Origin of the sequence: Sulfitobacter sp. NFXS29 (assembly GCF_040148765.1) — a bacterium.
In the GTDB taxonomy this organism is placed as follows: Bacteria; Pseudomonadota; Alphaproteobacteria; order Rhodobacterales; family Rhodobacteraceae; genus Sulfitobacter.
On sequence record NZ_JAGDED010000001.1, the window covers coordinates 619,368 to 641,694 of the forward strand.

At 62.9% G+C, this 22,327-nt stretch carries 22 protein-coding genes; 19 read left to right on the forward strand and 3 right to left on the reverse strand.

The annotated features are described in order from the left end of the window. The first annotated feature begins 183 nt into the window (after positions 1-183). A complete protein-coding gene (locus tag J3456_RS03070) occupies positions 184-1,248 on the forward strand; it encodes an Mrp/NBP35 family ATP-binding protein (protein WP_349578848.1) in 1,065 nt (354 codons plus the stop codon). An 18-nt stretch (positions 1,249-1,266) separates the two neighbouring features. Here J3456_RS03070 and J3456_RS03075 read toward each other — a convergent pair whose 3' ends face one another. Then, positions 1,267-2,034, reverse strand: coding sequence for a hypothetical protein (locus J3456_RS03075; RefSeq protein ID WP_349578849.1), 768 nt, complete (start codon positions 2,032-2,034; stop codon positions 1,267-1,269). 776 nt (positions 2,035-2,810) lie between these two features. Here J3456_RS03075 and mraZ point away from each other — a divergent pair. The 7 genes from mraZ to mraY are packed head-to-tail and all read left to right on the forward strand — an operon-like array spanning position 2,811 to position 10,510. Continuing rightward, positions 2,811-3,302 carry a division/cell wall cluster transcriptional repressor MraZ gene (mraZ, locus tag J3456_RS03080; protein ID WP_120351387.1) on the forward strand — a complete coding sequence of 164 codons (492 nt, stop codon included), beginning with the start codon at positions 2,811-2,813 and terminating at the stop codon, positions 3,300-3,302. 4 nt (positions 3,303-3,306) lie between these two features. Then, a complete protein-coding gene (gene rsmH / locus J3456_RS03085; RefSeq protein ID WP_349578850.1) occupies positions 3,307-4,290 on the forward strand; it encodes a 16S rRNA (cytosine(1402)-N(4))-methyltransferase RsmH in 984 nt (327 codons plus the stop codon). Between the two features lie 3 nt (positions 4,291-4,293). Then, on the forward strand, positions 4,294-4,680 hold the full coding sequence (gene ftsL, locus J3456_RS03090; RefSeq protein WP_067626801.1) for a cell division protein FtsL: 387 nt from the start codon (positions 4,294-4,296) through the stop codon (positions 4,678-4,680). Continuing rightward, a complete protein-coding gene (locus J3456_RS03095) occupies positions 4,677-6,464 on the forward strand; it encodes a peptidoglycan D,D-transpeptidase FtsI family protein (RefSeq protein ID WP_349578851.1) in 1,788 nt (595 codons plus the stop codon). The genes ftsL and J3456_RS03095 overlap by 4 nt, the downstream gene beginning before the upstream one ends. A 12-nt stretch (positions 6,465-6,476) precedes the next feature. After that, positions 6,477-7,958, forward strand: a complete 1,482-nt coding sequence (locus J3456_RS03100; RefSeq protein WP_349578853.1) for a UDP-N-acetylmuramoyl-L-alanyl-D-glutamate--2,6-diaminopimelate ligase — start codon at positions 6,477-6,479, stop codon at positions 7,956-7,958. Continuing rightward, positions 7,955-9,388, forward strand: a complete 1,434-nt coding sequence (locus J3456_RS03105; protein ID WP_349578854.1) for a UDP-N-acetylmuramoyl-tripeptide--D-alanyl-D-alanine ligase — start codon at positions 7,955-7,957, stop codon at positions 9,386-9,388. Before J3456_RS03100 ends, J3456_RS03105 begins: the two co-directional genes overlap by 4 nt. 39 nt (positions 9,389-9,427) lie before the next feature. After that, positions 9,428-10,510 (forward strand): phospho-N-acetylmuramoyl-pentapeptide-transferase, encoded by a 1,083-nt coding sequence (mraY, locus tag J3456_RS03110; RefSeq protein WP_349578855.1) that lies wholly within the window; start codon positions 9,428-9,430, stop codon positions 10,508-10,510. Between the two features lie 4 nt (positions 10,511-10,514). Here the strand turns inward: mraY and J3456_RS03115 are convergent, their stop codons facing one another. Then, positions 10,515-11,441: a glutaminase gene (locus tag J3456_RS03115; protein WP_349578856.1), complete on the reverse strand. Its 927-nt coding sequence runs from the start codon at positions 11,439-11,441 to the stop codon at positions 10,515-10,517. A gap of 74 nt (positions 11,442-11,515) precedes the next feature. On the opposite strand from J3456_RS03115, the gene murD reads away from it, so the two are divergent. Then, positions 11,516-12,916 (forward strand): UDP-N-acetylmuramoyl-L-alanine--D-glutamate ligase, encoded by a 1,401-nt coding sequence (gene murD, locus J3456_RS03120; RefSeq protein WP_349578857.1) that lies wholly within the window; start codon positions 11,516-11,518, stop codon positions 12,914-12,916. A gap of 9 nt (positions 12,917-12,925) precedes the next feature. Here the strand turns inward: murD and J3456_RS03125 are convergent, their stop codons facing one another. After that, positions 12,926-14,101, reverse strand: a complete 1,176-nt coding sequence (locus J3456_RS03125; protein WP_349578858.1) for a BaiN/RdsA family NAD(P)/FAD-dependent oxidoreductase — start codon at positions 14,099-14,101, stop codon at positions 12,926-12,928. 111 nt (positions 14,102-14,212) lie between these two features. Between J3456_RS03125 and J3456_RS03130 the strand changes: the two genes are divergently transcribed. From J3456_RS03130 to J3456_RS03175, 10 genes are all read left to right on the forward strand, one after another. Beyond that, on the forward strand, positions 14,213-14,740 hold the full coding sequence (locus tag J3456_RS03130; RefSeq protein ID WP_259945044.1) for a peroxiredoxin-like family protein: 528 nt from the start codon (positions 14,213-14,215) through the stop codon (positions 14,738-14,740). 185 nt (positions 14,741-14,925) lie between these two features. Then, a complete protein-coding gene (gene ftsW / locus J3456_RS03135; RefSeq protein WP_067626783.1) occupies positions 14,926-16,092 on the forward strand; it encodes a putative lipid II flippase FtsW in 1,167 nt (388 codons plus the stop codon). After that, positions 16,092-17,216 (forward strand): UDP-N-acetylglucosamine--N-acetylmuramyl-(pentapeptide) pyrophosphoryl-undecaprenol N-acetylglucosamine transferase, encoded by a 1,125-nt coding sequence (locus J3456_RS03140; RefSeq protein ID WP_349578859.1) that lies wholly within the window; start codon positions 16,092-16,094, stop codon positions 17,214-17,216. Before ftsW ends, J3456_RS03140 begins: the two co-directional genes overlap by 1 nt. After that, positions 17,213-18,631 (forward strand): UDP-N-acetylmuramate--L-alanine ligase, encoded by a 1,419-nt coding sequence (gene murC / locus J3456_RS03145; RefSeq protein ID WP_349578860.1) that lies wholly within the window; start codon positions 17,213-17,215, stop codon positions 18,629-18,631. The genes J3456_RS03140 and murC overlap by 4 nt, the downstream gene beginning before the upstream one ends. Next, positions 18,628-18,879, forward strand: a complete 252-nt coding sequence (locus J3456_RS03150; RefSeq protein WP_349578861.1) for a DUF2484 family protein — start codon at positions 18,628-18,630, stop codon at positions 18,877-18,879. Before murC ends, J3456_RS03150 begins: the two co-directional genes overlap by 4 nt. Further along, positions 18,876-19,142, forward strand: a complete 267-nt coding sequence (locus tag J3456_RS03155) for a DUF2484 family protein (RefSeq protein ID WP_349578862.1) — start codon at positions 18,876-18,878, stop codon at positions 19,140-19,142. Before J3456_RS03150 ends, J3456_RS03155 begins: the two co-directional genes overlap by 4 nt. After that, a complete protein-coding gene (locus tag J3456_RS03160; protein WP_067626773.1) occupies positions 19,139-19,438 on the forward strand; it encodes a hypothetical protein in 300 nt (99 codons plus the stop codon). The genes J3456_RS03155 and J3456_RS03160 overlap by 4 nt, the downstream gene beginning before the upstream one ends. A gap of 39 nt (positions 19,439-19,477) precedes the next feature. Next, positions 19,478-20,425 carry a UDP-N-acetylmuramate dehydrogenase gene (gene murB / locus J3456_RS03165; RefSeq protein ID WP_502989481.1) on the forward strand — a complete coding sequence of 316 codons (948 nt, stop codon included), beginning with the start codon at positions 19,478-19,480 and terminating at the stop codon, positions 20,423-20,425. A gap of 126 nt (positions 20,426-20,551) precedes the next feature. Further along, a complete protein-coding gene (locus J3456_RS03170; protein ID WP_349579134.1) occupies positions 20,552-21,433 on the forward strand; it encodes a D-alanine--D-alanine ligase in 882 nt (293 codons plus the stop codon). Then, a complete protein-coding gene (locus tag J3456_RS03175) occupies positions 21,421-22,302 on the forward strand; it encodes a cell division protein FtsQ/DivIB (RefSeq protein WP_349578863.1) in 882 nt (293 codons plus the stop codon). The genes J3456_RS03170 and J3456_RS03175 overlap by 13 nt, the downstream gene beginning before the upstream one ends. Positions 22,303-22,327: the final 25 nt, after the last annotated feature.

Here is a 22,327-nt window from a genome sequence, read left to right on the forward strand (position 1 = left end):
AAGTTAGCGCTAATTGCTGCGTGTGCACAATATTCCTTTTTGCAATGCTGCTATGCGGCAAAAACATGGTGCCCCTGCGTAATCTTTGGGCATTCCGCCTCATCTCTATGCAAAAATGGCCGTCCCCTTGCGCTTGGCGCAGAACCTGCCATTTCAGAAGCCGTAATAGAGGAGAATTTGCGCATGTCTGTGACCAAAGCAGAAGTCGAAGCGGCGCTGGCGCGGGTGCAACTGCCCGACGGAAAAAGCCTGTTGTCCCATGATCTGGTCCGCGCGTTGGTGGTCGAAGGCGATAAGGTGCGATTCGTCATCGAGGCGCCCAATGCCGATGTCGCACGGCAGATGGCCCCGCTACGCGACGCTGCAGAGCAGGTGGTGCGTGATTTGCCCGGGGTAGGTGATGTGTCGGTCGCCCTGACCGCCCATGGCCCCGCGCCGAAAGCCTCCAGTCTCAAGGTTGGTGGGCACCCCAAACCGCAAGAGGGTCCGATGAAGCCCAGTGGCGTGAAGCGCATCCTTGCCATCGGCTCGGGCAAGGGTGGGGTCGGGAAATCAACCGTCAGTTCCAACCTTGCGGTGGCGCTGGCGCGGGCGGGGCGCAAGGTGGGTCTGCTTGACGCAGATATATACGGTCCCAGCCAGCCGCGCATGATGGGGGTGAATAAGCGCCCTGCCAGCCCCGATGGCAAAACGATCATCCCGCTTCAGGCCCATGGCGTGACCATGATGTCGATTGGCTTCATGTTGGAGGAGGGTAAGGCTGTCGTCTGGCGCGGGCCGATGCTGATGGGCGCGTTGCAGCAGATGCTGGGGCAGGTGGAATGGGGTGAGCTTGACGTGCTGCTCGTCGATCTGCCGCCCGGTACGGGTGACGTACAGCTGACGCTCTGCACCAAGTCCGAGCTGTCGGGCGCGATCGTGGTCAGCACCCCGCAGGATGTGGCCCTGATCGACGCGCGCAAAGCGCTGGACATGTTCGCGACGCTGAAGACCCCCGTGCTGGGGCTGATCGAGAATATGTCGACATTCGTCTGCCCCGACTGCGGTTCTCAGCATGAGATCTTTGGCCATGGCGGCGTCGCGGCAGAGGCCGACAAAATGGGGGTGCCGCTGCTGGGTAGCCTGCCGATTGATCTCGACACCCGTCTGGCGGGGGATAACGGCACGCCAATCGCCGCAGGCGACGGGCCGATGGCCGATGCCTATGCGCGTCTTGCGCGGGGTCTGATCGACGGCGGTATGGCCTGAAACGAGGGGCGCGTGCGGTTACCCCAGCTCGCGCCCTTCGACCAGATGACCATAGAGCGTCGTCAGCATCGAGATGAAAACGAGCCCCTCTATAAGGTAGATCGCTGAATCCAGCATCAGCCGCAGGCCGGGGTCGGCGGGCGGCAGCATGCTTGCGATCACGCCCAGCAGCGTATTCACCACCGCCAGCAATACGGCCAGCGCCCAAAGCGTGCCTGCCAGCGGTTCCGTCGCGCGCCAGCTTTCACGCACTGACATAACGTGCCCCAAGGCGGCGGCGGGCAATACCAGGCTGAGCCGCAGCGCCAACCATAGGAAGGCCACGCCCGCCACCAGTCCGATCAAGAGCAGCGCCGCAGGGCTCGACCCGGTCAGCCCGCCCAAGAGCAGCATGGCGAGGCCAATGGGTAGTGCCGCAAGAAACTGGACGAAGCCCAGAACGATGGCGCGCCAGACATAGGCCCCGAACAGACGCGCGCCGGGGCGCAGGTCGGTCCCACCATGGCCAAGCAATACATAGCGGTGCCAGAGAATGGCCATCAGCGCATAGCCAAGGATGCCGGCCACACCGCAGGCGATCAGGATCAAGAGTTGATCCGTGGGCGGCGGCGCGGCGTTGTCGATCACCTGATCCATCGCCCCAAGCGCATCTCCGGCCAGCACACCCGCCACGGCGGCCGCGCCCATCACCCAAAGCACCGCGGGCAGGATCACCCGCAGCGTGATGGAGGGCGCGTGAAACAGCATGTTCAGCGCGTGGGTGAATAGAGCCGTGGCTTGGATCATGATGCACTCCCTCATTTTGCGGCATTACATGGCGTGGGTGGGCCGAAAGGGCAAGATGCAGTCGCTTAAGGGAGGCGTAGGGCTGGGAAAGCATGGGCGGCTGGGACGTCATGGGAAAAGCCGCGGGAATGCATGGGAACTCTGGGAAATCATGGGCACGCCTTGCGCTATTGGCGGGTTCTGCCGATTCGCGGGCAGGGGGATTGACCTGCATTCCCAAGCCCCCATACGGTTTCTGCGGAACAGGCAACGAACACGTCCTGTGGATAACTATGTGTGCAAATATTAGTGGGAAACTGTGGGATATTGTGCACCCGGCAATTCGTTAACAAGATATTGTGTTTGATGCTTGAATGATCCCAAATTAAGCCATGGTGGGGACGAAAAGTTATACCAGATGTTGTTCTCACAGCCTGTGCAAAACAAAATATTGGGCGAAATTCCAAAAAAAATGTAGACGCCCATCAATTCCCATGGCATCCCTAATGCATCGGATGAGAACGGGACACGGGGCAGCAAACGACCCCAAAATAAATCAAAACCTAGCAGGTTTCATACAGGCACCTCGCTTTCATCAGACCAAAGAGATCCGGCGCGCGAGCGAGCAGACATCCCCCCAGGTGGCGCGCGCAGTCGGACTTCCCCCGCCAAGCTGCGGGACGTGGGCGGCGGGTTGATCAGTGGCAGCAGATCAACCCGCCGTTTCCATTTCCGGAGCAGGGCAGAGAGACGAAAAAACGAATTAAGCGCAAAGGCGCAAGAGGCAGGGACAGAACGTGAGCCGCAGGTTCAGAGGCGAAAGCCACCACAAGGTCGATACGAAGGGGCGGGTGTCTATCCCAGCCTCTTTTCGGCGTGTGTTGGAGGCTGGCGACCCGAACTGGAAGAACGGCGACAATCCCGAACTGGTCATCGTGTATGGCGACCAGCGCCGCAACTACCTTGAATGCTATACAATGGAAGCCATTGAAGAGGTCGACGCCAAGATCGACCGCATGCCCCGTGGCTCCATGCAGCGTAAGGCGCTGCAGCGTCTGTTTCACGGCCAGTCTTTCCCGACCACGGTAGATGAGACAGGCCGTTTGGTGCTGCCCGCCAAGCTGCGCAACAAGATCGAACTCAACGGCGAGGCGTTCTTTATCGCTGCCGGCGACACCTTCCAGATTTGGAAGCCCGAAACCTACGAGACCGAGGAAGAATCCTGGCAGCAAGAACTGCCCGACGATGTCGATCCGCTCTCGTTCCTTGATGGTGACATGGAGGTCTGACGGAATGGTTGCTGCCTCTAACCCTTCCGCCCCTCACACACCCGTTCTGCTGCGTCCTATTCTAAACGCCGTGGCGCCCGTGGAAGGGGTCTGGCTTGACGGTACCTTTGGCGCGGGCGGCTACACCCGTGGCTTTCTGGAAGCCGGGGCCGCGCGTGTGATCGCAGTCGACCGTGACCCGCTCGCCTTTGAGATGGCGGCAGAATGGGCGGGCGACTATGGTGACCGCATCACCATGCAGCAGGGCGTCTTCTCGCGTATGGATGAATATGCCCAAGACCTTGATGGCGTGGTGCTGGACCTCGGCGTTTCTTCGATGCAGCTTGATCAGGCCGAGCGCGGGTTCTCCTTTATGAAGGACGGCCCGCTCGACATGCGGATGAGCCAAGACGGCCCCTCGGCGGCTGATCTGGTCAATGAGGCCGAAGAAGAGATCATCGCCAACATCCTGTTTCAATATGGTGAAGAACGCGCCTCGCGCCGGATCGCCAAGGCGATTGTCCGCGCCCGAGAAGATGCGCCGATCACCACCACATTGGAATTGGCCAAACTGGTCGAAGGCTGCCTGCCTCGCTCCAAGCCCGGTCAAAGCCACCCTGCCACGCGCAGTTTCCAAGCGCTGCGCATCGCGGTAAACAATGAATACGGCGAGCTTTTCCAAGGTCTTATGGCCGCAGAGCGCGCGCTAAAGCCGGGCGGGAAACTGGCTGTGGTGACCTTTCATTCGGTCGAGGACCGTATGGTTAAACGCTTCCTCACCGCGCGGGCAGGGGCCGGGGGCAATGCCAACCGTTTTGCCCCGGCGCTTGAACAGGCGCCGCCGCAGTTTACACTGAAATCCCGCAAGGCAATCGGGCCTGACGCGCAGGAATTGGACGAAAACCCGCGCAGCCGTTCGGCCAAACTGCGGGTGGCCACGCGCACCGATGCGCCCAGTGGCGAGATTGACGCGAAATCCATCGGCATGCCGATGGTCAGGGGGATCTGAGAGATGCGCACGGTGATGTATATCCTCACCACCATTGCCGTGGTCGGGCTGGCCTTCTGGGCGTACCGCGAGAATTACGCGACCCAGCAGGCGCTGAGCGATGCTGACAGACTACACGCCAATATCCGCGCCACCCACGCCCGTCTGGCCGTGCTGCGGGCCGAATGGGCGTTTCAGAACCGCCCCGACCGGCTGCGCGATCTGGCCGACCTGAACTTTGACCGTCTCGGCCTGCTGCCGCTGCACCCCGGCCAGTTCGGTCAGGTCGATCAGGTGGCCTATCCGCAGCCGCCATCCGAACTGCTGCCGATCACCGATCCTGTGGATGTCTCGACCATGAATTACGACGCGCTCACCGGCGCGGATGAGTCCGAGGAGGACTTTGAATGATCCGCACCCCGCTTCGCCCTCTGGCCCGTATTCTTGATGCCCGTGAAAAGGGCGAAAATCCCGATGCGATCGAGCGTGAGAACAAACGCATCCGCCATGAGCAGATGCGCGACAAGGCCCGGATGCGCGCCGAGGGGCGGCTGTTGGTCCTTGGCGTCTGTTTTCTCTGTGCCTTCACCGTGATCGGCGGGCGCATGGGTCTGCTGGCGATGTCAGAGCCGTCCGAGCCGCGCGGCCATGCGCCGGGGGCCGTGATCTCGGCCTCCCGCGCCGACATCACAGACCGCAACGGCAACCTGCTGGCGACGAACTTTGAGACCCACGCGCTCTACGCGCAGCCACGCCATTTGATCGACCCCGAAGTGGCCGCGAAAAAGCTGGTTAAAATCTTTCCTGACCTGAAAGAAGAGCGTCTGATCAAGGACTTCACAGGCAAGCGTAAGTTCCTGTGGATCAAAAAGAAAATCAGCCCTGAGCAGATGCAGGCTGTGCATGACATCGGCGATCCGGGCCTGCTTTTTGCGCCGCGCGATATGCGCCTTTATCCCAATGGCTCCTTGGCGGCGCATGTGCTGGGCGGGGCGAGCTATGGCAAGGAAGGCGTCCACGCCGCCGAGGTGATCGGCGTCGCGGGGGCCGAGAAATATTTCGATGACTATCTGCGCGATCCGGCCAATGGCGCGAAACCGCTGGAGCTGTCGCTTGACCTGACCGTGCAGGCGGCATCGGAACGGGTGCTCTACGGCGGCATGAAATTGATGAACGCCAAGGGTGCCACCAGCATTCTGATGGATGTGCACACTGGCGAAGTGATCTCGGTCGCCTCGCTGCCTGATTTCGACCCCAACAACCGCCCACGTCCCCTGACCCAAGGGGATGCGTCTGACAGCCCGCTGTTCAACCGCTCGGTGCAGGGGGTTTACGAGCTCGGCTCGACCTTCAAAATCTTTGCGGCGGCTCAGGCGGTGGAGTTGGGCCTGTTCAACGCCGACACAATCATCGACACCTCCGGCCCGATGAAGGTTGGCGGTTTCCGCATCGGGGAATTCCGCAACAAAAACTATGGTAAGCTAAGCGTTGCTGACATCATCGTGCACTCCTCCAACCGGGGCACAGGCCGGATGGCATTGGAAATCGGCATCGAGCGGCAACAAGAATTCCTGAAAAGCCTCGGTTTCTTTGAGCCGACCCCCTTTGAGATCGTCGAAGCCTCGGGTGGGAAACCGCTGTTGCCGAGCCGCTGGACCGAATTGTCGAGCGTCACGATTTCTTATGGTCACGGCCTGTCGAGCACACCGATGCACCTTGCTGCGGGCTATGCGGCCATCGCCAATGGCGGGCGCGTGGTGAAGCCGACGCTGCTGAAACAATCCGCCCCCCAGCTCGGCCCCCGCGTCATGTCAGAAGAGACCGCTGCGCAGGCCCGCAATATGCTACGCAAAGTGGTCACCGATGGCACGGCGAGCTTTGCCGAGGTGCCCGGCTATCAGATCGCGGGCAAGACCGGCACGGCGGACAAGCCCAAGCCCACCGGGGGCTATTACGATGACAAGGTGATCAACACATTCGCCAGCATCTTCCCGATTGATGACCCCAAATATGTGCTGATCGTCACGCTGGACGAACCGGTCGAAACCTCTGGCCCGAAACCGCGCCGCACGGCGGGTTGGACAGCCGTACCTGTGGCCGCTGAGATGGTCCGCCGTATTGCGCCCTTGCTGGGCCTGCGCCCGGCTGTTGAACCGGTGAACAACGCTGTGCTAACGCTGACCAGCAGCAACTGAAAAGACATCTCTATGACCGACCGGGCCGTACCCCTTTCCTCCCTCGGGCTGACCGCGCGGGCGGGGGCCAACCCTATGATCACCGGGATCGCCGTGGACAGCCGCGAGGTGCGTGAAGGCACGTTATTCGCGGCCATGCCCGGCAGCCGAGTGCATGGGGCCGAGTTTATCCAATATGCTCTGCGGATGGGCGCAGCAGCGGTGCTGACCGATGCCGAAGGCGCCAAGATCGCAGCCGCGGAATTGGCGGGCTCCAAGGCCGCGCTGGTGGTCTCCGACTCCCCGCGTGAGGCGCTGGCACGCACGGCGGCGCTGTGGTTCGGCGGCCAGCCCGCCACGATGATCGCGGTGACGGGCACCAACGGCAAAACCTCGGTCTCGACCTTCGTGCGCCAAATTTGGGTTGAGATGGGACTGCCTGCTGTGAACCTTGGTACCACCGGGGTTGAAGGCGCGTGGGCCGCACCTTTGGCCCATACCACCCCTGAGCCGATCACCCTGCACCGCACTTTGGCTGAGGCCGCCCGAAATGGTATTACCCATGCGGCGATGGAGGCGTCGAGCCACGGGCTCGACCAGCGGCGCTTGGACGGGGTGACACTTAAGGCAGCGGGCTTCACCAACTTCACCCAAGACCATCTGGATTATCACGAAACATTCGAGGCCTATTTCGCTGCCAAGGCCGCACTTTTCGCCCGCGTTCTGCCCGAAGACGGCACCGCAGTGGTGAACATCGACGACGAAAAGGGCGTCGACATCGCCGCCATCGTCCGCGCGCGGGGCTGTGAGGTGATCACCGTGGGCCGCGACGGAGGTGATCTGCATTTGCAGGGCCAGCGTTTCGACGCCACCGGGCAAGACCTGCGCTTTACGTGGCGCGGCAAGGCCTATCAAAAGCGGCTCAATCTCATTGGCGGTTTTCAGGGCGACAACGTGTTGCTGGCCGCCGGGTTGGTCATCGCCTGCGGCGCGGACCCGCAGGAGGTCTTCGACACGCTGCCGCATCTCACCACCGTGCGGGGCCGGATGCAGCTTGCCGCCACCCGCGACAATGGCGCGGCGGTGTTTGTCGATTACGCTCATACGCCCGATGCCGTGGCCACCGCACTCGCCGCGATGCGCCCGCATGTGATGGGCCGGCTCGTTGCCATCGTGGGCGCGGGCGGGGACCGGGACCGGGCCAAACGCCCTCTGATGGGGCAGGCAGCGGCAGAGAATGCGGATATGGTGATTGTGACTGACGACAACCCACGCAGCGAAGACCCGGCCAGCATCCGCGCCGCTGTACTGGACGGCGCACCCGATGCGATGGAGGTCGGCGACCGCGCCGAGGCAATCCTGCGCGGCGTCGATGCTTTGGAGCCGGGCGACGCGCTGCTGATCGCGGGTAAGGGCCATGAAACCGGACAGACCGTTGGCGATGACGTGCTGCCCTTTGACGATGTGGAGCAGGCCAGCGTGGCCGTGGCGGCACTGGACGGGAGATTGGCATGAGCCTTTGGACAGCGACAGAAGTGGCGGAAGCCACGAGGGGCCGCGCGCAGGGCGATTGGGCCTGCAACGGTGTGTCAATTGACACGCGGACCTTGCAGCGCGGCGATCTCTTCGTGGCCCTCAAGGCCGCGCGGGACGGGCATGAATTCGTGGCACAAGCGCTTGAAAATGGCGCGGCAGCGGCGCTCGTGACCCATATTCCCGAAGGCGTGGCGACAGATGCGCCGCTTTTGATCGTCGATGATGTGCAAACAGCGCTCGAAGCGCTTGGCCGGGCAGGGCGTGCACGGCTTGGCCCGCAGGCCAAGGTGGCGGCGGTGACCGGCAGCGTTGGGAAAACCTCGACCAAAGAAATGCTACTGGCGATCTTTGGCGATCAGGGCCGCGCCCATGCCAGCGTCGACAGCTATAACAACCACTGGGGCGTGCCGCTGACACTGGCCCGGATGCCGCGCGACACCGATTATGCGGTGATCGAGATCGGCATGAACCACCCGGGAGAGATTGCACCGCTCGCCAAACAGGCACGGCCCGACGGGGCGATGGTGACCAATGTTGCCGCCGTGCACCTCGAAGCCTTTAAGGATGTCGCTGCCATCGCGGTGGAAAAGGCCAGCATATTTGATGGTATGGAACCGGGCGGCGTGGCGGTGATCAACGCCGACCACGCGCACAGCGATATCGTACTGGCCAAAGCCGTGGACCGGGACCTGCGAGAGACAACCTTTGGCCAGAAAGGGCATCACTACAAGCTGGGCGAGGTCAAGGTGCAGGGCGATGCCACCGTGGCCCAAGCTGAGGTCGAAGGCGCGCCGCTGCTTTACAAGATCGCCACGCCGGGACGGCACTTTGCCATGAACGCGCTCGGTGCACTGGCACTGGCCGAGGCGCTTGGCGCGGATCGGGCGCTGGCGGTGCAATCGCTTGGCCGCTGGTCGCCCTATGCCGGACGCGGCGTGCGCGAGCGCATTCAGCTGGACCCCGTGGATACCTATCTGGCGTTGGAGTTGATCGACGACAGCTATAACGCCAATCCGACCTCCATGGCGGCGGCGCTAGAGGTGCTGGCGGCCTCGGACGTGACCCATGACATTGGCCGTGTCAGCAAGGGGCGGCGGATTGCCTTTGTTGGCGACATGAAAGAGCTTGGCCCCGAGGCGTTGGCGCTTCACGCAGGGTTGGCCGATCTGGAGGCCACCCGTGCGCTCGACGTGGTGCACTGCGTCGGCCCGCTGATGAAGGCCTTTTACGACAACCTGCCCGAACACCAGCGCGGCGATTGGACGGAAACCGCCGAAGAGATGTTGCAAGGTCTCCGCAGTCGGCTCGATTCCGGCGATGTCGTGCTGATCAAAGGGTCGCTTTCGATGAAGCTGGGCGGTATTGTTGACGCCATCCGCAAAATGGGCCATCCGGTCCCGACCGCCTGATCGGCGATTCACCCCACATGATGAGTTAGGACGCGATATATGCTCTATTGGTTGACGCTGCTGTCGGACGGCGGCGATTTCTTTAACCTGTTTCGCTATATCACCTTCCGTGCAGGCGGGGCGTTCTTCACGGCATTGGTCTTTGGGTTCCTCTTTGGCAAGCCGCTGATCAATGTGCTGCGCAAGCGGCAAGGCAAGGGCCAGCCCATCCGTACCGACGGCCCCGAGGGGCATTTTGTCAAAGCGGGCACGCCCACGATGGGTGGTCTGTTGATCGTCGGGGCGCTGCTCACCTCGACCCTGCTCTGGGCGCGGCTCGACAATCCTTTCGTCTGGCTGGTGCTGTTCGTCACGATGAGTTTTGCCGCCATCGGCTATGCCGACGATCACGCCAAGGTCAGCAAGCAAAACACCGATGGCGTGCCGGGTAAGGTGCGGCTTTTGCTGGGCTTTCTTATCGCGGGCATCGCCGCTTACTGGGCCGCGCAATACCATCCAACAGAGTTGCAGTACCAGCTTGCGCTGCCGGTCTTCAAAGACACGCTGATCAACCTCGGCGTGCTGTTCGTGCCTTTTGCGATCATCGTCATCGTCGGCTCGGCCAATGCGGTGAACCTTACCGACGGGCTGGATGGTTTGGCCATCATGCCGGTGATGATCGCCGCTGGCGCGCTTGGCGTCATTGCCTATGCCGTGGGCCGGGTCGACTTCACCGATTACCTTGATGTGCATTACGTGCCGGGCACGGGGGAGATCCTGATCTTCACCGCGGGTCTCTTCGGCGGCGGCCTCGGGTTCCTGTGGTACAACGCGCCGCCTGCCGCCGTTTTTATGGGCGACACCGGTTCGCTGGCGCTTGGCGGCGCTTTGGGTGCGATTGCCGTGGCCACGAAACACGAGCTGGTGCTGGCGGTCGTCGGCGGGCTTTTCGTGGTCGAGGCTCTGTCGGTCATCGTGCAGGTGCTCTACTTCAAACGCACAGGCAAACGGGTCTTCCTGATGGCGCCGATTCACCACCATTATGAGAAAAAGGGCTGGGCCGAGCCGCAGATCGTGATCCGCTTCTGGATCATCTCGCTGATCCTCGCCCTGCTGGGGCTGGCGACGCTCAAGGTGCGCTAAGCGCCTAGAAGATCGACCAATCCATGTGACGCGCCAAAAGGGCCAGTGCTTCGGTGCCCTTTTGGCTGTTGCCATAACGGTTCAACCCCGGTGACCAGACCGCGATGCTGGCGCGCCCCGGGACGATCGCCAGAATGCCGCCCCCTACGCCAGATTTGCCCGGCAGACCGACGCGGTAGGCGAAATCGCCCGACCCATCGTAATGCCCGCAGGTCAGCATCAGCGCGTTGAGCCGCCGGATGCGGCTCGGCGCGACCAAGCGCGGCACCTCCGGCGCTTCGATCAGGAAACGCCCCGCCATGGCAAGCTGCTGCACCGTCATCTCCATCGCGCAGTGGTGGAAATAGGTGCCAAGCGTCCGCTCCGGCGCGTTGATAAGGTTGCCATAGGATTTTAGAAAATGGGCCAAAGCAAAGTTGCGGTGGCCGAAGTCAGTCTCTGACGCGGCGACGGTGTCGTTGATGTGGATGTCGTCGGTCCCCGCAGCCTCGCGCACGAAACGCATGATCTCGGCCAGTGCTTCGCGCGGCTCGCGGTTGCCCAAAACCTCGTCAGTGGTAACAATCGCGCCTGCATTGATGAACGGATTGCGCGGGCGGCCCTGTTCCTGCTCCAACTGCACGATGGAGTTGAACGCCCGCCCCGAAGGCTCGCGCCCCACACGGTGCCAAAGCTGGTCGCCCGAGCGGCCAAGGGCGATGGCAAGCGTGAACACCTTGGTGATCGACTGTACGGAAAAGGGCACCTGTGTGTCGCCTGCCACATGGCACTGGCCATCCGCCGTCACCACCGCGATGCCGAACTGCGCCGGATCCACCGTGGCCAATTGCGGAATATAGGCCGCCACGTCGCCCCAATGGTCGTCTTCGCGCATCATGTCATTGAGGCGCGGCAACACATCGTTAAGGTCAGGTTTGGCGGGGCTGGACATCTTGGACGGCCTCTGGCTTGTGATGAGCGCATCATGCCCCCATTCTGGGGTCAACGGGTATCAGGGGATTGCAGATGATTCCAGTACAGGGCTTGGAAGGCGCACGCGTGGCGGTGCTGGGATTGGGTCGCTCGGGCCTGAGTGCGGCGCGCGCGTTACAGGCGGGCGGGGCCAAGGTCAGCTGTTGGGACGATGACCCGGCAGCACGCGCACGGGCCGAGCGGGAGGGGTTCGCCTGTGTCGACCTCAACAGCCCCGGCGCGCTTGATAAAATCACCCGGCTGATCGTCAGCCCCGGCATTCCGCACCTCTACCCCACGCCGAACCCGGTGGTCGCCGCTGCCCTCGACGCAGGCGTGCCGGTGGACAATGACATCGGCCTGTTTTTCCAAAGCTTTGCCACGCTGGCATGGGACCACTACGATGTCGCGCCCCGCGTCGTGGCGGTGACCGGCTCGAACGGCAAATCCACCACCTCCGCGCTGATCCACCATATTCTTGAGCATGTCGGGCGGCCCTGCCAACTGGCGGGCAACATCGGGCGCGGGGTCTTGGACCTCGACCCTGCCGTGGATGGCGAGGTCGTGGTGTTGGAACTGAGCAGCTATCAAACCGAACTTGCCCGCGCGCTAACGCCTGATGTGGCGGTCTTTACCAATCTCAGCCCCGATCATCTGGACCGCCACGCGGGCATGGGCGGCTACTACGCGGCGAAACGTCGGCTGTTCTCCGAAGGCGGGCCAGACCGCGCGGTGATCGGTGTGGACGAGGCCGAGGGCCGTTTCCTCGCCGGGCAAATGAGCGAGGGACCAAGCGATGACCGGGTGATCCGCATCAGTGCAGAGACCAAACTCTCTGGCCCCGGCTGGCAGGTCTTTGCCAAAAAAGGGTTCTTGAGCGAATACCGCCGTGGCAAACAGGTCGGCTCGATCGATCTGCGCAGCATTCAGGGGCTGCCGGGCGCGCATAACCATCAGAACGCCTGTGCCGCCTATGCGGCCTGCCGCGCGCTTGGCCTCGCCCCGCGCGTGATAGAAGCGGCGTTCCACAGTTTCGGCGGCCTGCCGCACCGTTCACAGACCGTGGCCGAGGCGAATGGCGTGCGCTATGTCAACGACAGCAAAGCCACCAATGTCGACAGCGCAGCCAAGGCGCTGGCCGCTTTCCGCAACATCCGCTGGATCTGCGGCGGGTTGGAGAAAGAGGGCGGGCTAAAAGGTTTGGCAGAGGCCCAAGGCGCGGTACGCAAGGCCTATGTCATTGGCCGCGAGGCCGCGCATTTCGCCATGCAATTGACGACCGAAGCCGAAGTCTGCGGCACGATGGAAAAAGCCGTGGCGCGGGCGGCGGCAGAGGCGGAGGAGGGCGATGTCGTTTTGCTGGCCCCGGCTGCGGCGAGTTTCGATCAATATGATAATTTCGAACGGCGCGGTGAGGATTTCGTGGCACAGGTGCAAAAAGCGCTGGCGGAGTAGGGCGCGCCCTTATCCGCCAATCGCCCGCGCCGCGGCCATGCCCGAGGACCATGCCCACTGGAAGTTATACCCGCCCAGCCAGCCGGTCACGTCCACCGCTTCGCCGATGAAATAGAGACCGGGCACGTCCTTCGCCGCCATGGTTTTAGACGAGAGCGCATCGGTATCCACACCGCCTAAAGTGACCTCAGCCGTGCGATAGCCTTCGGTGCCGCCGGGGTGCAATTGCCAGTTCTGCAACGCTTCGACGAAGGTGGTCAGCCGCGCGTCGGACCAATCCGCCAAGTTGCCCGAGAGGTCAAACTCTTGGCCTAAAAAGTCCACCAATCGCGAGGGCAGGTGCTGCGCGAGGATGGTGGTAAAGTTCCGCCGCCCCGCAAGTTGCCTTTGATCGCGCAGAGCGTCCAACAGAGTGCCCTCGGGGGCGAGGTTCACCATGATCGGCGCGCCCTCTTGCCAGTAAGACGACGCCTGCAAAACCGCGGGGCCAGAGAGGCCGCGGTGGGTGAACAGCAGCGCCTCGTCAAAGCCCGTGGTCCCGGCAGTGATGCGCGCAGGGGTCGCCACACCGGCCAGCGGTGCAAAGCGGCCTTCGGCAAAGGTGAAAGGCACCAGACCGGCGCGCGTATCGGTCACCTTCAGGCCGAACTGACGCGCGATGTCATAGGCGATGCCGGTCGCGCCCATCTTGGGGATCGACTTACCGCCCGTGGCGATTACAAGATTGCGTGCGGTGACTTTCACCGTCTTATCAGGCGTTTGCAGGTAGAAGGTAAAGTGCCCATCGGCCTTCTCAAAATTGCTGGCGCTGCTTTCTAGTTGCAGATCGACCCCGGCCTGTTGCATCAACCCGCGCAGCATGGCGATGATCTCTTTTGCGCTGGTGTCGCAGAAGAGTTGCCCCAGCGTTTTCTCATGCCATGCGATGCCGTGGCGATCGACCAGTTCGATAAAATCCCACTGGGTATAGCGCGCCAGTGCGGATTTGGCGAAATGCGGGTTCTGGCTGAGAAACGCCTGCGGTTCACAGTACATATTGGTGAAATTGCAGCGCCCGCCGCCAGAGATGCGGATCTTCTCACCCGGCGCTTTGGCATGGTCCACCACCAGCACGCGCCCGCCCGCGTGGGCGGCGCACATCATGCCTGCGGCACCGGCTCCGATGATGGCTGTATCGACTTGCATGGCCGCGCTCTGCCCGAATGCGCGGCCCCGGTCAAGAAGACGTGAGAGTGGTTGTCCGTTCACGCTGACGGCATAGCTGGAGGCAAGACGCAATTTTTACAGGAGCAGAGAATGACCAAATTGACCGCAGAACAGGATTTCCCGAAGATGGATGTGGCCAAACTCGGCGGCGGCACGCTGACCTTGGGCCAACCGCAAGAGGGGCGCGACTGGCAGTTGGTGGTGGTCTACCGCGGGCTGCACTGCCCGATCTGCAAAAAGTACCTCGCTCAGTTGGAAAAGCTGCAAAGCCAGTTTCATGAGATCGGTGTGGATGTGATCGCCGTTTCGGGCGACCCCGAGGAAAAGGCCAAATCCATGGCCGAAGAAGACAGCCTGACCCTGCCCATCGGCTATGATCTGAGCCTCGAACAGATGGCCGAACTTGGCCTTTACATCTCTGACCCGCGCAGCCCGCAGGAGACTGACCGGCCCTTCGCCGAACCAGCAACCTTTGTCATCAACGACGAAGGCAAGCTGCAGATCGTCGACATCTCCAACGCGCCCTTCGCGCGGCCCGAGTTGGAGGGGCTGTTGAACGGCCTCAAGTTCGTTCGCGATAAAGGCTACCCGGTGCGTGGCACCCACAAGGCCGCCTGATAGGGCGACCGCAGGCGACGACCTGAAAGGGCGGCCAGACCGCCCGGCGGCGGGGCCTTGCACGGCCCCGCTTACCCTGCCTGCCTTTGCGGGGTGAAATGCACTAGCTTCATATAACAATTCGGGCTATTCTGCCCGGATGAGACCCCGCAAAGGGGCCGTTGAGGCAGTTAAGGCAGACACCCATGACAGAGATGGTCTATGGCGCGGTCCCGGTACGGGATGGTGAACCGATCCTTCCAAAATGGTGGCGTACGGTCGACCGCTGGGCTTTGTCCTGCGTGTTGATCCTGTTTGCTGTCGGCATGCTGCTGGGGCTGGCCGCCTCACCGCCCTTGGCGGCGAAAAACGGCTTTGATGCCTTTCACTATGTGCAGCGGCAGGCGTTCTTTGGCGGATTGGCGCTGGTGGCGATGCTGCTGACCTCGATGATGTCGCCGACGCTGGTGCGGCGCTTGGCGGTGCTGGGGTTTGTTCTTTCATTCGTGGCGCTGGCGCTGCTGCCCTTTTTCGGCACCGACTTTGGCAAGGGGGCGACACGCTGGTATTCGCTGGGGTTCGCCTCGTTCCAGCCATCGGAATTTCTGAAACCCGGTTTCATGGTGGCCGCCGCATGGATGATGGCCGCCGCGACCGAGATCAACGGCCCTCCGGGTAAGTCTTGGTCTTTTGCGCTGTGTATCTCCATCGTGCTGATGCTGGCGATGCAGCCCGACTTTGGGCAGGCCTGTCTTGTGCTCTTTGGCTGGGGCGTGATGTATTTCGTGGCCGGCGCGCCGATGGTGCTGCTGGTCGGCATGGCGGGGCTTGTCGTTCTGGCGGGCACCTTTGCCTATTCGAACTCCGAACACTTCGCGCGGCGTATCGACGGCTTTCTCAGTGTTGATGTCGATCCGACAACCCAGCTTGGCTATGCCACCAATGCCATCCGCGAGGGCGGGCTGTTTGGTGTGGGTGTGGGCGAGGGCGAGGTGAAATGGTCGCTGCCCGACGCGCATACCGATTTTATCATCGCCGTCGCCGCCGAGGAATACGGCCTTATCATGGTCGTCTGCATTATCGCCCTATATACTGTTGTGGTCGTCCGCTCGCTGCTGCGTTTGGTGCGCGAGCGTGACCCCTTCATCCGGCTGGCCGGAACCGGGCTGGCCTGCACATTCGGAGTACAGGCGATGATCAACATGGGTGTGGCAGTGCGGCTTTTGCCCGCCAAGGGCATGACCTTGCCCTTCGTGAGCTATGGTGGCTCTTCGGTGATCGCCAGCGGCATTGCCGTGGGCATGCTCCTCGCCTTTACCCGCTCGCGCCCGCAGGGTGAGATCAGCGACATTCTGGGCCGGGGTCGCCGCTGATGGCCGCCCCACTGCTGATCATCGCCGCCGGGGGGACCGGTGGGCATATGTTTCCCGCGCAGGCTTTGGCCGAGGTGATGCTGAAACGCGGCTGGCGGGTGAAGCTTAGCACCGACGCCCGCGGCGCGCGCTATACCAGCGGCTTTCCCGAAGCGGTTGAGATCAGCCAGATCAGCAGCGCAACTTTCGCCCGGGGCGGCGTGGTGGCCAAGGCGCTGGTGCCGTTCCGCATCGCGGCTGGTGTGGTCCGCTCGGGGCTGAATATGCTGCGCGACCGGCCTTCGGTCGTGGTGGGCTTTGGTGGCTATCCGTCGATCCCCGCGCTTGGCGCTGCATGGGCGCTGCGGATGCCGCGGATGATCCATGAGCAAAATGGCATTCTGGGCCGGGTGAACGAAATCTTTGCCAAGCGGGTGCACGCCGTGGCCTGCGGCATCTGGCCCACGAAACTGCCCGAGGGTGTGCAGGGCTGGCATGTGGGCAATCCGGTGCGCGCGAGTGTTTTGGACCGTGCAGGGGCCGCTTATATTCCGCCCGGTGACTATCCAATGGAAGTGCTGGTGATGGGCGGCAGCCAAGGCGCGCGCATCTTAAGTGACGTGGTGCCCCCGGCACTGGCCGCTTTGCCGATGAACATGATCCGCAACATCCGCGTCAGCCATCAGGCCCGCGACGAAGACGGCCAGCGGGTTGCTGATTACTATGCCGACTCTGGCATCAGCGCCGATGTGCGCCCCTTCTTTGACGATGTGCCCCGCCGCATGTCCGAAGCGCAACTGGTGATCAGCCGCTCGGGTGCCTCCAGCGTGGCAGACCTGTCGGTGATCGGGCGTCCGTCGATCCTGATCCCCTTTGCCGCTGCGGCAGGTGACCACCAAAGCGCCAATGCCCGCGGTCTGGTCGATGCCGGGGCCGCGATCATGGTGCCCGAACGCAAGGCAAACCCCGAAATCATGACCGACCAAATCCTCGCGGTGCTTGAGATGCCCGATGGGGCGTTGCAGATGGCGCGGGCCGCGCTGTCGGTCGGCAAACCCGACGCGGCCGAGACATTGGCAGATATGGTCGAACAGCTCGCCGCCCAAGGCACGCTGGCCCCCGCAGAAGAGGAACACCCCCAATGAACGCCGCCGCCACCAAACTGCCGACCGATGTCGGCCCGATCCATTTCGTCGGCATCGGCGGCATCGGCATGTCTGGCATCGCAGAAGTTCTGCTGAACCACGGCTACAAGGTGCAGGGATCGGACCTGAAGACCACCAAGATCACCGTGCGGCTGGCCGAGCTAGGCGGGCGCATCTTCGAGGGGCAAGCGGCTGAGAATGTCGAAGGGGCGGCCGTGGTCGTGATCTCTTCGGCGATCAAACCGGGCAACGCAGAATTGGACGAGGCCCGCCGCCGTGGCCTGCCTGTCGTGCGCCGGGCCGAGATGCTGGCCGAGCTTATGCGGCTTAAGTCCAACATCGCCGTGGCGGGCACCCATGGCAAAACGACGACCACCACGCTGGTGGCCGAACTGCTGGTTGCGGGGGGCATTGACCCCACTGTGGTAAACGGCGGCATCATCCACGCCTATGGCTCCAACGCGCGGATGGGGCAGGGCGAATGGATGGTGGTCGAGGCGGATGAGAGCGACGGCACCTTCAACCGGCTGCCCGCAACCATTGCCATCGTCACCAATATCGACCCCGAGCATATGGAGCATTGGGGCGACTTCGACACGCTGCGGCAGGGGTTTTTGAACTTCGTCTCTAACATCCCCTTCTATGGGCTGGCGGTCTGTTGCACCGATCACCCTGAAGTGCAGTCGCTGGTGGGCAAGCTGACCGACCGCCGCGTCATGACCTATGGGTTCAACGCGCAGGCCGATGTGCGCGCGGTGGGGCTGCATTACAAAGACGGCGTGGCGCATTTCGACGTGCATCTCCAATCCGAAGGCCGGGTCATCGAAGACTGCGCCCTGCCGATGCCGGGCGATCACAACGTCTCGAACGCGCTGGCGGCGGTGACCGTGGCGCGGCACCTTGGGATGAAGCTGGAAGAGATCCGCGCGGCCTTGGGCAGCTTTGGCGGGGTGAATCGCCGCTTTACCCGGGTGGGCGAAGTGGACGGGGTCACCATCATCGACGACTATGGCCACCACCCGGTTGAGATTACCGCCGTACTCAAAGCCGCGCGGCAGGCCAGCAAGGGGCGGGTGATTGCCGTGCACCAGCCGCACCGCTACTCGCGCCTGAGCCATCACTTCGACGAATTCTGCGCCTGTTTCAACGATGCCGATGTGGTGGGCATCGCCGATGTCTATGCCGCGGGCGAGGAGCCCATTCCGGGTGCCGACCGTGATGGGCTGGTCGCGGGATTGATCCAGCATGGCCATCGCCATGCCTATGCGGTCGAGGATGCTGAGGCGCTGACGCAACTGGTCCGGCGCGAGGCGCGACCGGGCGATATGGTGGTCTGCCTTGGGGCAGGTACGATCAGCGGCTGGGCCAATGACCTGCCCGAGGCGCTGCGCGCGGCCAAGGAGGCCGCTGCGTGACCCTCGTGTGGCTGTCGATCCTTTGGGTCTTCGCCGCCGTGACCGTGGCCATGCTGCCGCTGCGCTCTCAATACCTGCCGGGGGTGGTTCTGCTGATTGCCGCACCGGTGCTGATCATCGCCATCGGTGTGACGCAGTCTTGGGCCTTTGCGCTCTTGGCCCTGCTGGCTTTCCTGTCGATGTTCCGCAATCCGCTGCGCTATCTCTGGGCGCGGCTGCGCGGCCAAAAACCGGAGCTGCCGAAATGAGCCTGTCTCTCGTCTTCGCCTGTTTCTGGTTTGTGATCGCCAATATTCTGGCCATGACCCCCAGCAAGGATTTCCACTGGCGCAGCGCCTATCTGCTGATCGCCGTGGGCATCCCCATCGTCGGTTTCGTCACCGCGCAGCATGGCCCATGGCTGGGCATGCTGGTGCTGGCGGGGGGCTGTTCGGTGCTGCGCTGGCCGGTGGTCTATTTCGTCCGCTGGCTGCGCCGAGGGGCCGGGCGGATCAAAGGCCCGGCGGAATGACCCTGACGCCGACCCTTGCCGCGCTGCTGACCGTCTTTGCAATCTGGATGATCGCCTGTCTCTGGACCGGTTATCGCGGCCGTGTGCTGTGGTTCTTTATCGTGCTGGCGGTCGGTCTTGGGCTAAACGCATCGTGGATGGTCTTCGGGCTGGATGCGCGGGTGTTTGAGCCTCATGCGCTATTGGCGCAGCTTTCGGTGCTCTTCTACGCCGTGGGCGGTTTCGGTCTGGGTTGGCTCGCCGGGCGGGTGGCGAAACGCTGGCGCGAGAGCCGCGTCGATCCGCCGTCTTCTTGATGGTTTGCCCCGCCCGTTAAATGCGCTAAGTCCGGCGCCATGATGACGCTGAATATCCCCGACCTGCGCGGCAGGCTGACCCCAAATCGCGCCCTGAGCGAGCTGACATGGCTCCGCGTTGGCGGCCCTGCGGATTATCTGTTCCAACCCGCCGATGTGGAGGACCTTTGCCTTTTCATGCGCCGCTTGCCGCAGGGCATCACGGTTTTCCCCATGGGCGTGGGCAGCAACCTGATCGTGCGCGACGGGGGACTGCGGGCCGTGGTGATCCGGCTGGGTCGTGGTTTCAACGGGATTGAGATCGACGGGGATCAGGTGACTGCGGGGGCGGCGGCGCTGGATGGTCATGTGGCGCGCAAGGCGGCGGATGCGGGGCTGGATCTGACCTTTCTACGGACCATCCCCGGCAGCATCGGCGGGGCTTTGCGCATGAACGCGGGCTGTTATGGCAGCTACACGGCGGATCACTTCGTCTCGGCCAAGGCCGTGACCCGCGCGGGAGAGGTAGTGACACTGACCGCCGATGACCTCAATTTCCGCTACCGGCAGAGCGATCTGTCGCCCGGTGCGGTGCTGATCGAGGCAACCTTTGCGCCGCCCAAAGGCGTGGCGGAGGAGCTTCATGCCCGGATGGAACAGCAGCTCGCCAAACGCGACGAGAGCCAGCCCACCAAGGACCGCAGCGCCGGGTCGACCTTCCGCAATCCGGCGGGGTTCTCCTCAACCGGGAAGGCGGACGATGTGCATGACCTGAAGGCGTGGAAGGTGATCGACGACGCCGGGATGCGCGGGGCCACCGTGGGGGGTGCACAGATGAGCCCGAAACACTCCAATTTCCTTATCAACACCGGTGGTGCGACGGCCCATGATCTAGAGTCATTGGGCGAAGAGGTGCGAAAAAAGGTTTACGCTTCAAGCGGTATAAGGCTAGAATGGGAAATTAAGCGCGTCGGTGAAGAATTGGGTGATCCGGTGTCGCAAAGCTAAGCCGTCGGGCATCAGCTAAGTCACGGCAAAGCAAAGAAAACAATGATAGGGGCCGCAAACGGTCCGAGGCGAAGAGGCACTTTGGTGGGTAAGTCGAGCGGACAAACCCCGACAGTGGCGGTATTGATGGGTGGCCCCTCGGCCGAGCGTGAGGTGTCCCTGTCCAGTGGGCGTGCATGCGCCGCTGCCTTGCGGGAACATGGCGGATATAACGTGATCGAGGTCGAAGCCGACCGCGATCTTGCAGCTGTCCTGACTGAACTTCAGCCCCATGCCGTATTGAATTGCCTGCACGGCCGTTGGGGCGAGGATGGCTGTGTGCAGGGTCTGCTTGAGTGGCTCAAACTGCCTTATACGCATTCCGGCGTGCTCGCCTCGGCCCTCGCGATGGACAAGCAGCGCTCCAAGGATGTGTTCCGCCATGCGGGGCTGCCGGTCGTCGAAAGCGTTATCGCCCCCAAGGCCGATGTGATGGCAGCCCATGTGATGGCGCCGCCCTATGTGGTCAAACCCAACAACGAAGGCTCCTCGGTCGGGGTCTACCTCGTGGCCGAGGAAAACAACGGCACGCCGCAGCTGTCCGACGACATGCCCGCCGAGGTGATGGTCGAGACCTTTGCGCCGGGGCGTGAGTTGACCACCACCGTGATGGGCGACCGTGCGCTGGCCGTGACAGATATCATCACCACTGGCTGGTATGATTACGACGCGAAATACAAGCCCGGCGGCTCGCGCCATGTGGTGCCCGCCGATCTGCCGCAAGAGATCACCGATCTGTGTTTCGACTATGCCCGCCGCGCCCATGTGGCGCTTGGCTGCAGGGGCGTCAGCCGCACCGATTTCCGCTGGGACGAGGCGCGAGGTCCTGCGGGGCTGATCCTGCTTGAGACCAACACCCAGCCCGGCATGACCGCCACCTCGCTGACGCCCGAACAGGCCGCGGCCTGCGGCATCTCGTTTCCTGAGCTTTGTGCTTGGATGGTGGAGGACGCCTCATGCGATCGCTGATCCGCCGCCGCCCGGAGACTGGCAAAGCCGATCCCGCCCCCTCGCGGTGGTCATGGCGCATGCAGCGGCTGATGTTGACGCCGGGTTTCCGCTTTGCTCTGCGCGTCGGGTTGCCTTTTACGTTAAGCCTGCTGGCAGGCACGATTTATATGGCCGACGAAGAGCGGCGCGGCACCGTGGTGCAGGCCATCGCCGATGTCCGCGCCAGCATCGAAGAGCGGCCCGAGTTCATGGTCAAGCTCATGGCCATCGACGGCGCAAGCGACCTGCTGTCCTCTGAAATTCGCACCGCGCTGCCGCTGGAATTCCCGCTGTCCTCTTTCGACCTCGACCTGCCGCAGATCCGCGAAAAGATCACCGATATCGACGGGGTCAGACAGGCCAATGTCCGCATCCGCCCCGGTGGCGTGCTGCAAATCGACGTGACCCCGCGCGTGCCCGTGGCTGTCTGGCGCAGTGAGACCGGGCTGGCGCTGGTGGACAACACCGGCGCGCATGTGGCACGGATCGGGGCACGGCGCGACCACGCCAGCCTGCCGCTGATCGCCGGGGCAGGGGCCGATAAAGCGGTGCCGGAAGCGCTCAAGCTGATCGGGGCCGCCAATGTGCTGGGCGACCGTTTGCGCGGCTTGGTCCGGGTTGGAGGGCGCCGCTGGGACGTGGTGTTGGATCGCAATCAGACGATCATGTTGCCCGAAGAAAACGCGCTGCAAGCGCTGGAACGGGTGATCGCGCTGGAAGGCGCACAAGAAGTCCTCACGCGGGACGTGGCGCGTGTCGACATGCGGTTGGCGGCAAGACCAACCCTCAGAATGAACGAAGATGCCACCCGCGAATGGTGGCACATCAGGCAGCTTTCCGGCCAGTAAGATGGCCATTGGAATCGGGACAGTA

What these genes read in the sequence shown, in the direction of transcription:
- J3456_RS03175 (WP_349578863.1), top strand. Translation starts at nt 21,421, where the DNA reads ATGCGATCGCTGATCCGCCGCCGCCCGGAGACTGGCAAAGCCGATCCC.
- murD (WP_349578857.1), top strand. Translation starts at nt 11,516, where the DNA reads ATGATTCCAGTACAGGGCTTGGAAGGCGCACGCGTGGCGGTGCTGGGA.
- J3456_RS03160 (WP_067626773.1), top strand. Translation starts at nt 19,139, where the DNA reads ATGACCCTGACGCCGACCCTTGCCGCGCTGCTGACCGTCTTTGCAATC.
- J3456_RS03140 (WP_349578859.1), top strand. Translation starts at nt 16,092, where the DNA reads ATGGCCGCCCCACTGCTGATCATCGCCGCCGGGGGGACCGGTGGGCAT.
- J3456_RS03100 (WP_349578853.1), top strand. Translation starts at nt 6,477, where the DNA reads ATGACCGACCGGGCCGTACCCCTTTCCTCCCTCGGGCTGACCGCGCGG.
- J3456_RS03170 (WP_349579134.1), top strand. Translation starts at nt 20,552, where the DNA reads ATGGGTGGCCCCTCGGCCGAGCGTGAGGTGTCCCTGTCCAGTGGGCGT.
- J3456_RS03075 (WP_349578849.1), bottom strand. Translation starts at nt 2,034, where the DNA reads ATGATCCAAGCCACGGCTCTATTCACCCACGCGCTGAACATGCTGTTT.
- J3456_RS03130 (WP_259945044.1), top strand. Translation starts at nt 14,213, where the DNA reads ATGACCAAATTGACCGCAGAACAGGATTTCCCGAAGATGGATGTGGCC.
- J3456_RS03155 (WP_349578862.1), top strand. Translation starts at nt 18,876, where the DNA reads ATGAGCCTGTCTCTCGTCTTCGCCTGTTTCTGGTTTGTGATCGCCAAT.
- J3456_RS03125 (WP_349578858.1), bottom strand. Translation starts at nt 14,101, where the DNA reads ATGCAAGTCGATACAGCCATCATCGGAGCCGGTGCCGCAGGCATGATG.
- J3456_RS03105 (WP_349578854.1), top strand. Translation starts at nt 7,955, where the DNA reads ATGAGCCTTTGGACAGCGACAGAAGTGGCGGAAGCCACGAGGGGCCGC.
- murC (WP_349578860.1), top strand. Translation starts at nt 17,213, where the DNA reads ATGAACGCCGCCGCCACCAAACTGCCGACCGATGTCGGCCCGATCCAT.
- J3456_RS03115 (WP_349578856.1), bottom strand. Translation starts at nt 11,441, where the DNA reads ATGTCCAGCCCCGCCAAACCTGACCTTAACGATGTGTTGCCGCGCCTC.
- rsmH (WP_349578850.1), top strand. Translation starts at nt 3,307, where the DNA reads ATGGTTGCTGCCTCTAACCCTTCCGCCCCTCACACACCCGTTCTGCTG.
- J3456_RS03095 (WP_349578851.1), top strand. Translation starts at nt 4,677, where the DNA reads ATGATCCGCACCCCGCTTCGCCCTCTGGCCCGTATTCTTGATGCCCGT.
- J3456_RS03070 (WP_349578848.1), top strand. Translation starts at nt 184, where the DNA reads ATGTCTGTGACCAAAGCAGAAGTCGAAGCGGCGCTGGCGCGGGTGCAA.
- murB (WP_502989481.1), top strand. Translation starts at nt 19,478, where the DNA reads ATGATGACGCTGAATATCCCCGACCTGCGCGGCAGGCTGACCCCAAAT.
- mraY (WP_349578855.1), top strand. Translation starts at nt 9,428, where the DNA reads ATGCTCTATTGGTTGACGCTGCTGTCGGACGGCGGCGATTTCTTTAAC.
- ftsW (WP_067626783.1), top strand. Translation starts at nt 14,926, where the DNA reads ATGACAGAGATGGTCTATGGCGCGGTCCCGGTACGGGATGGTGAACCG.
- ftsL (WP_067626801.1), top strand. Translation starts at nt 4,294, where the DNA reads ATGCGCACGGTGATGTATATCCTCACCACCATTGCCGTGGTCGGGCTG.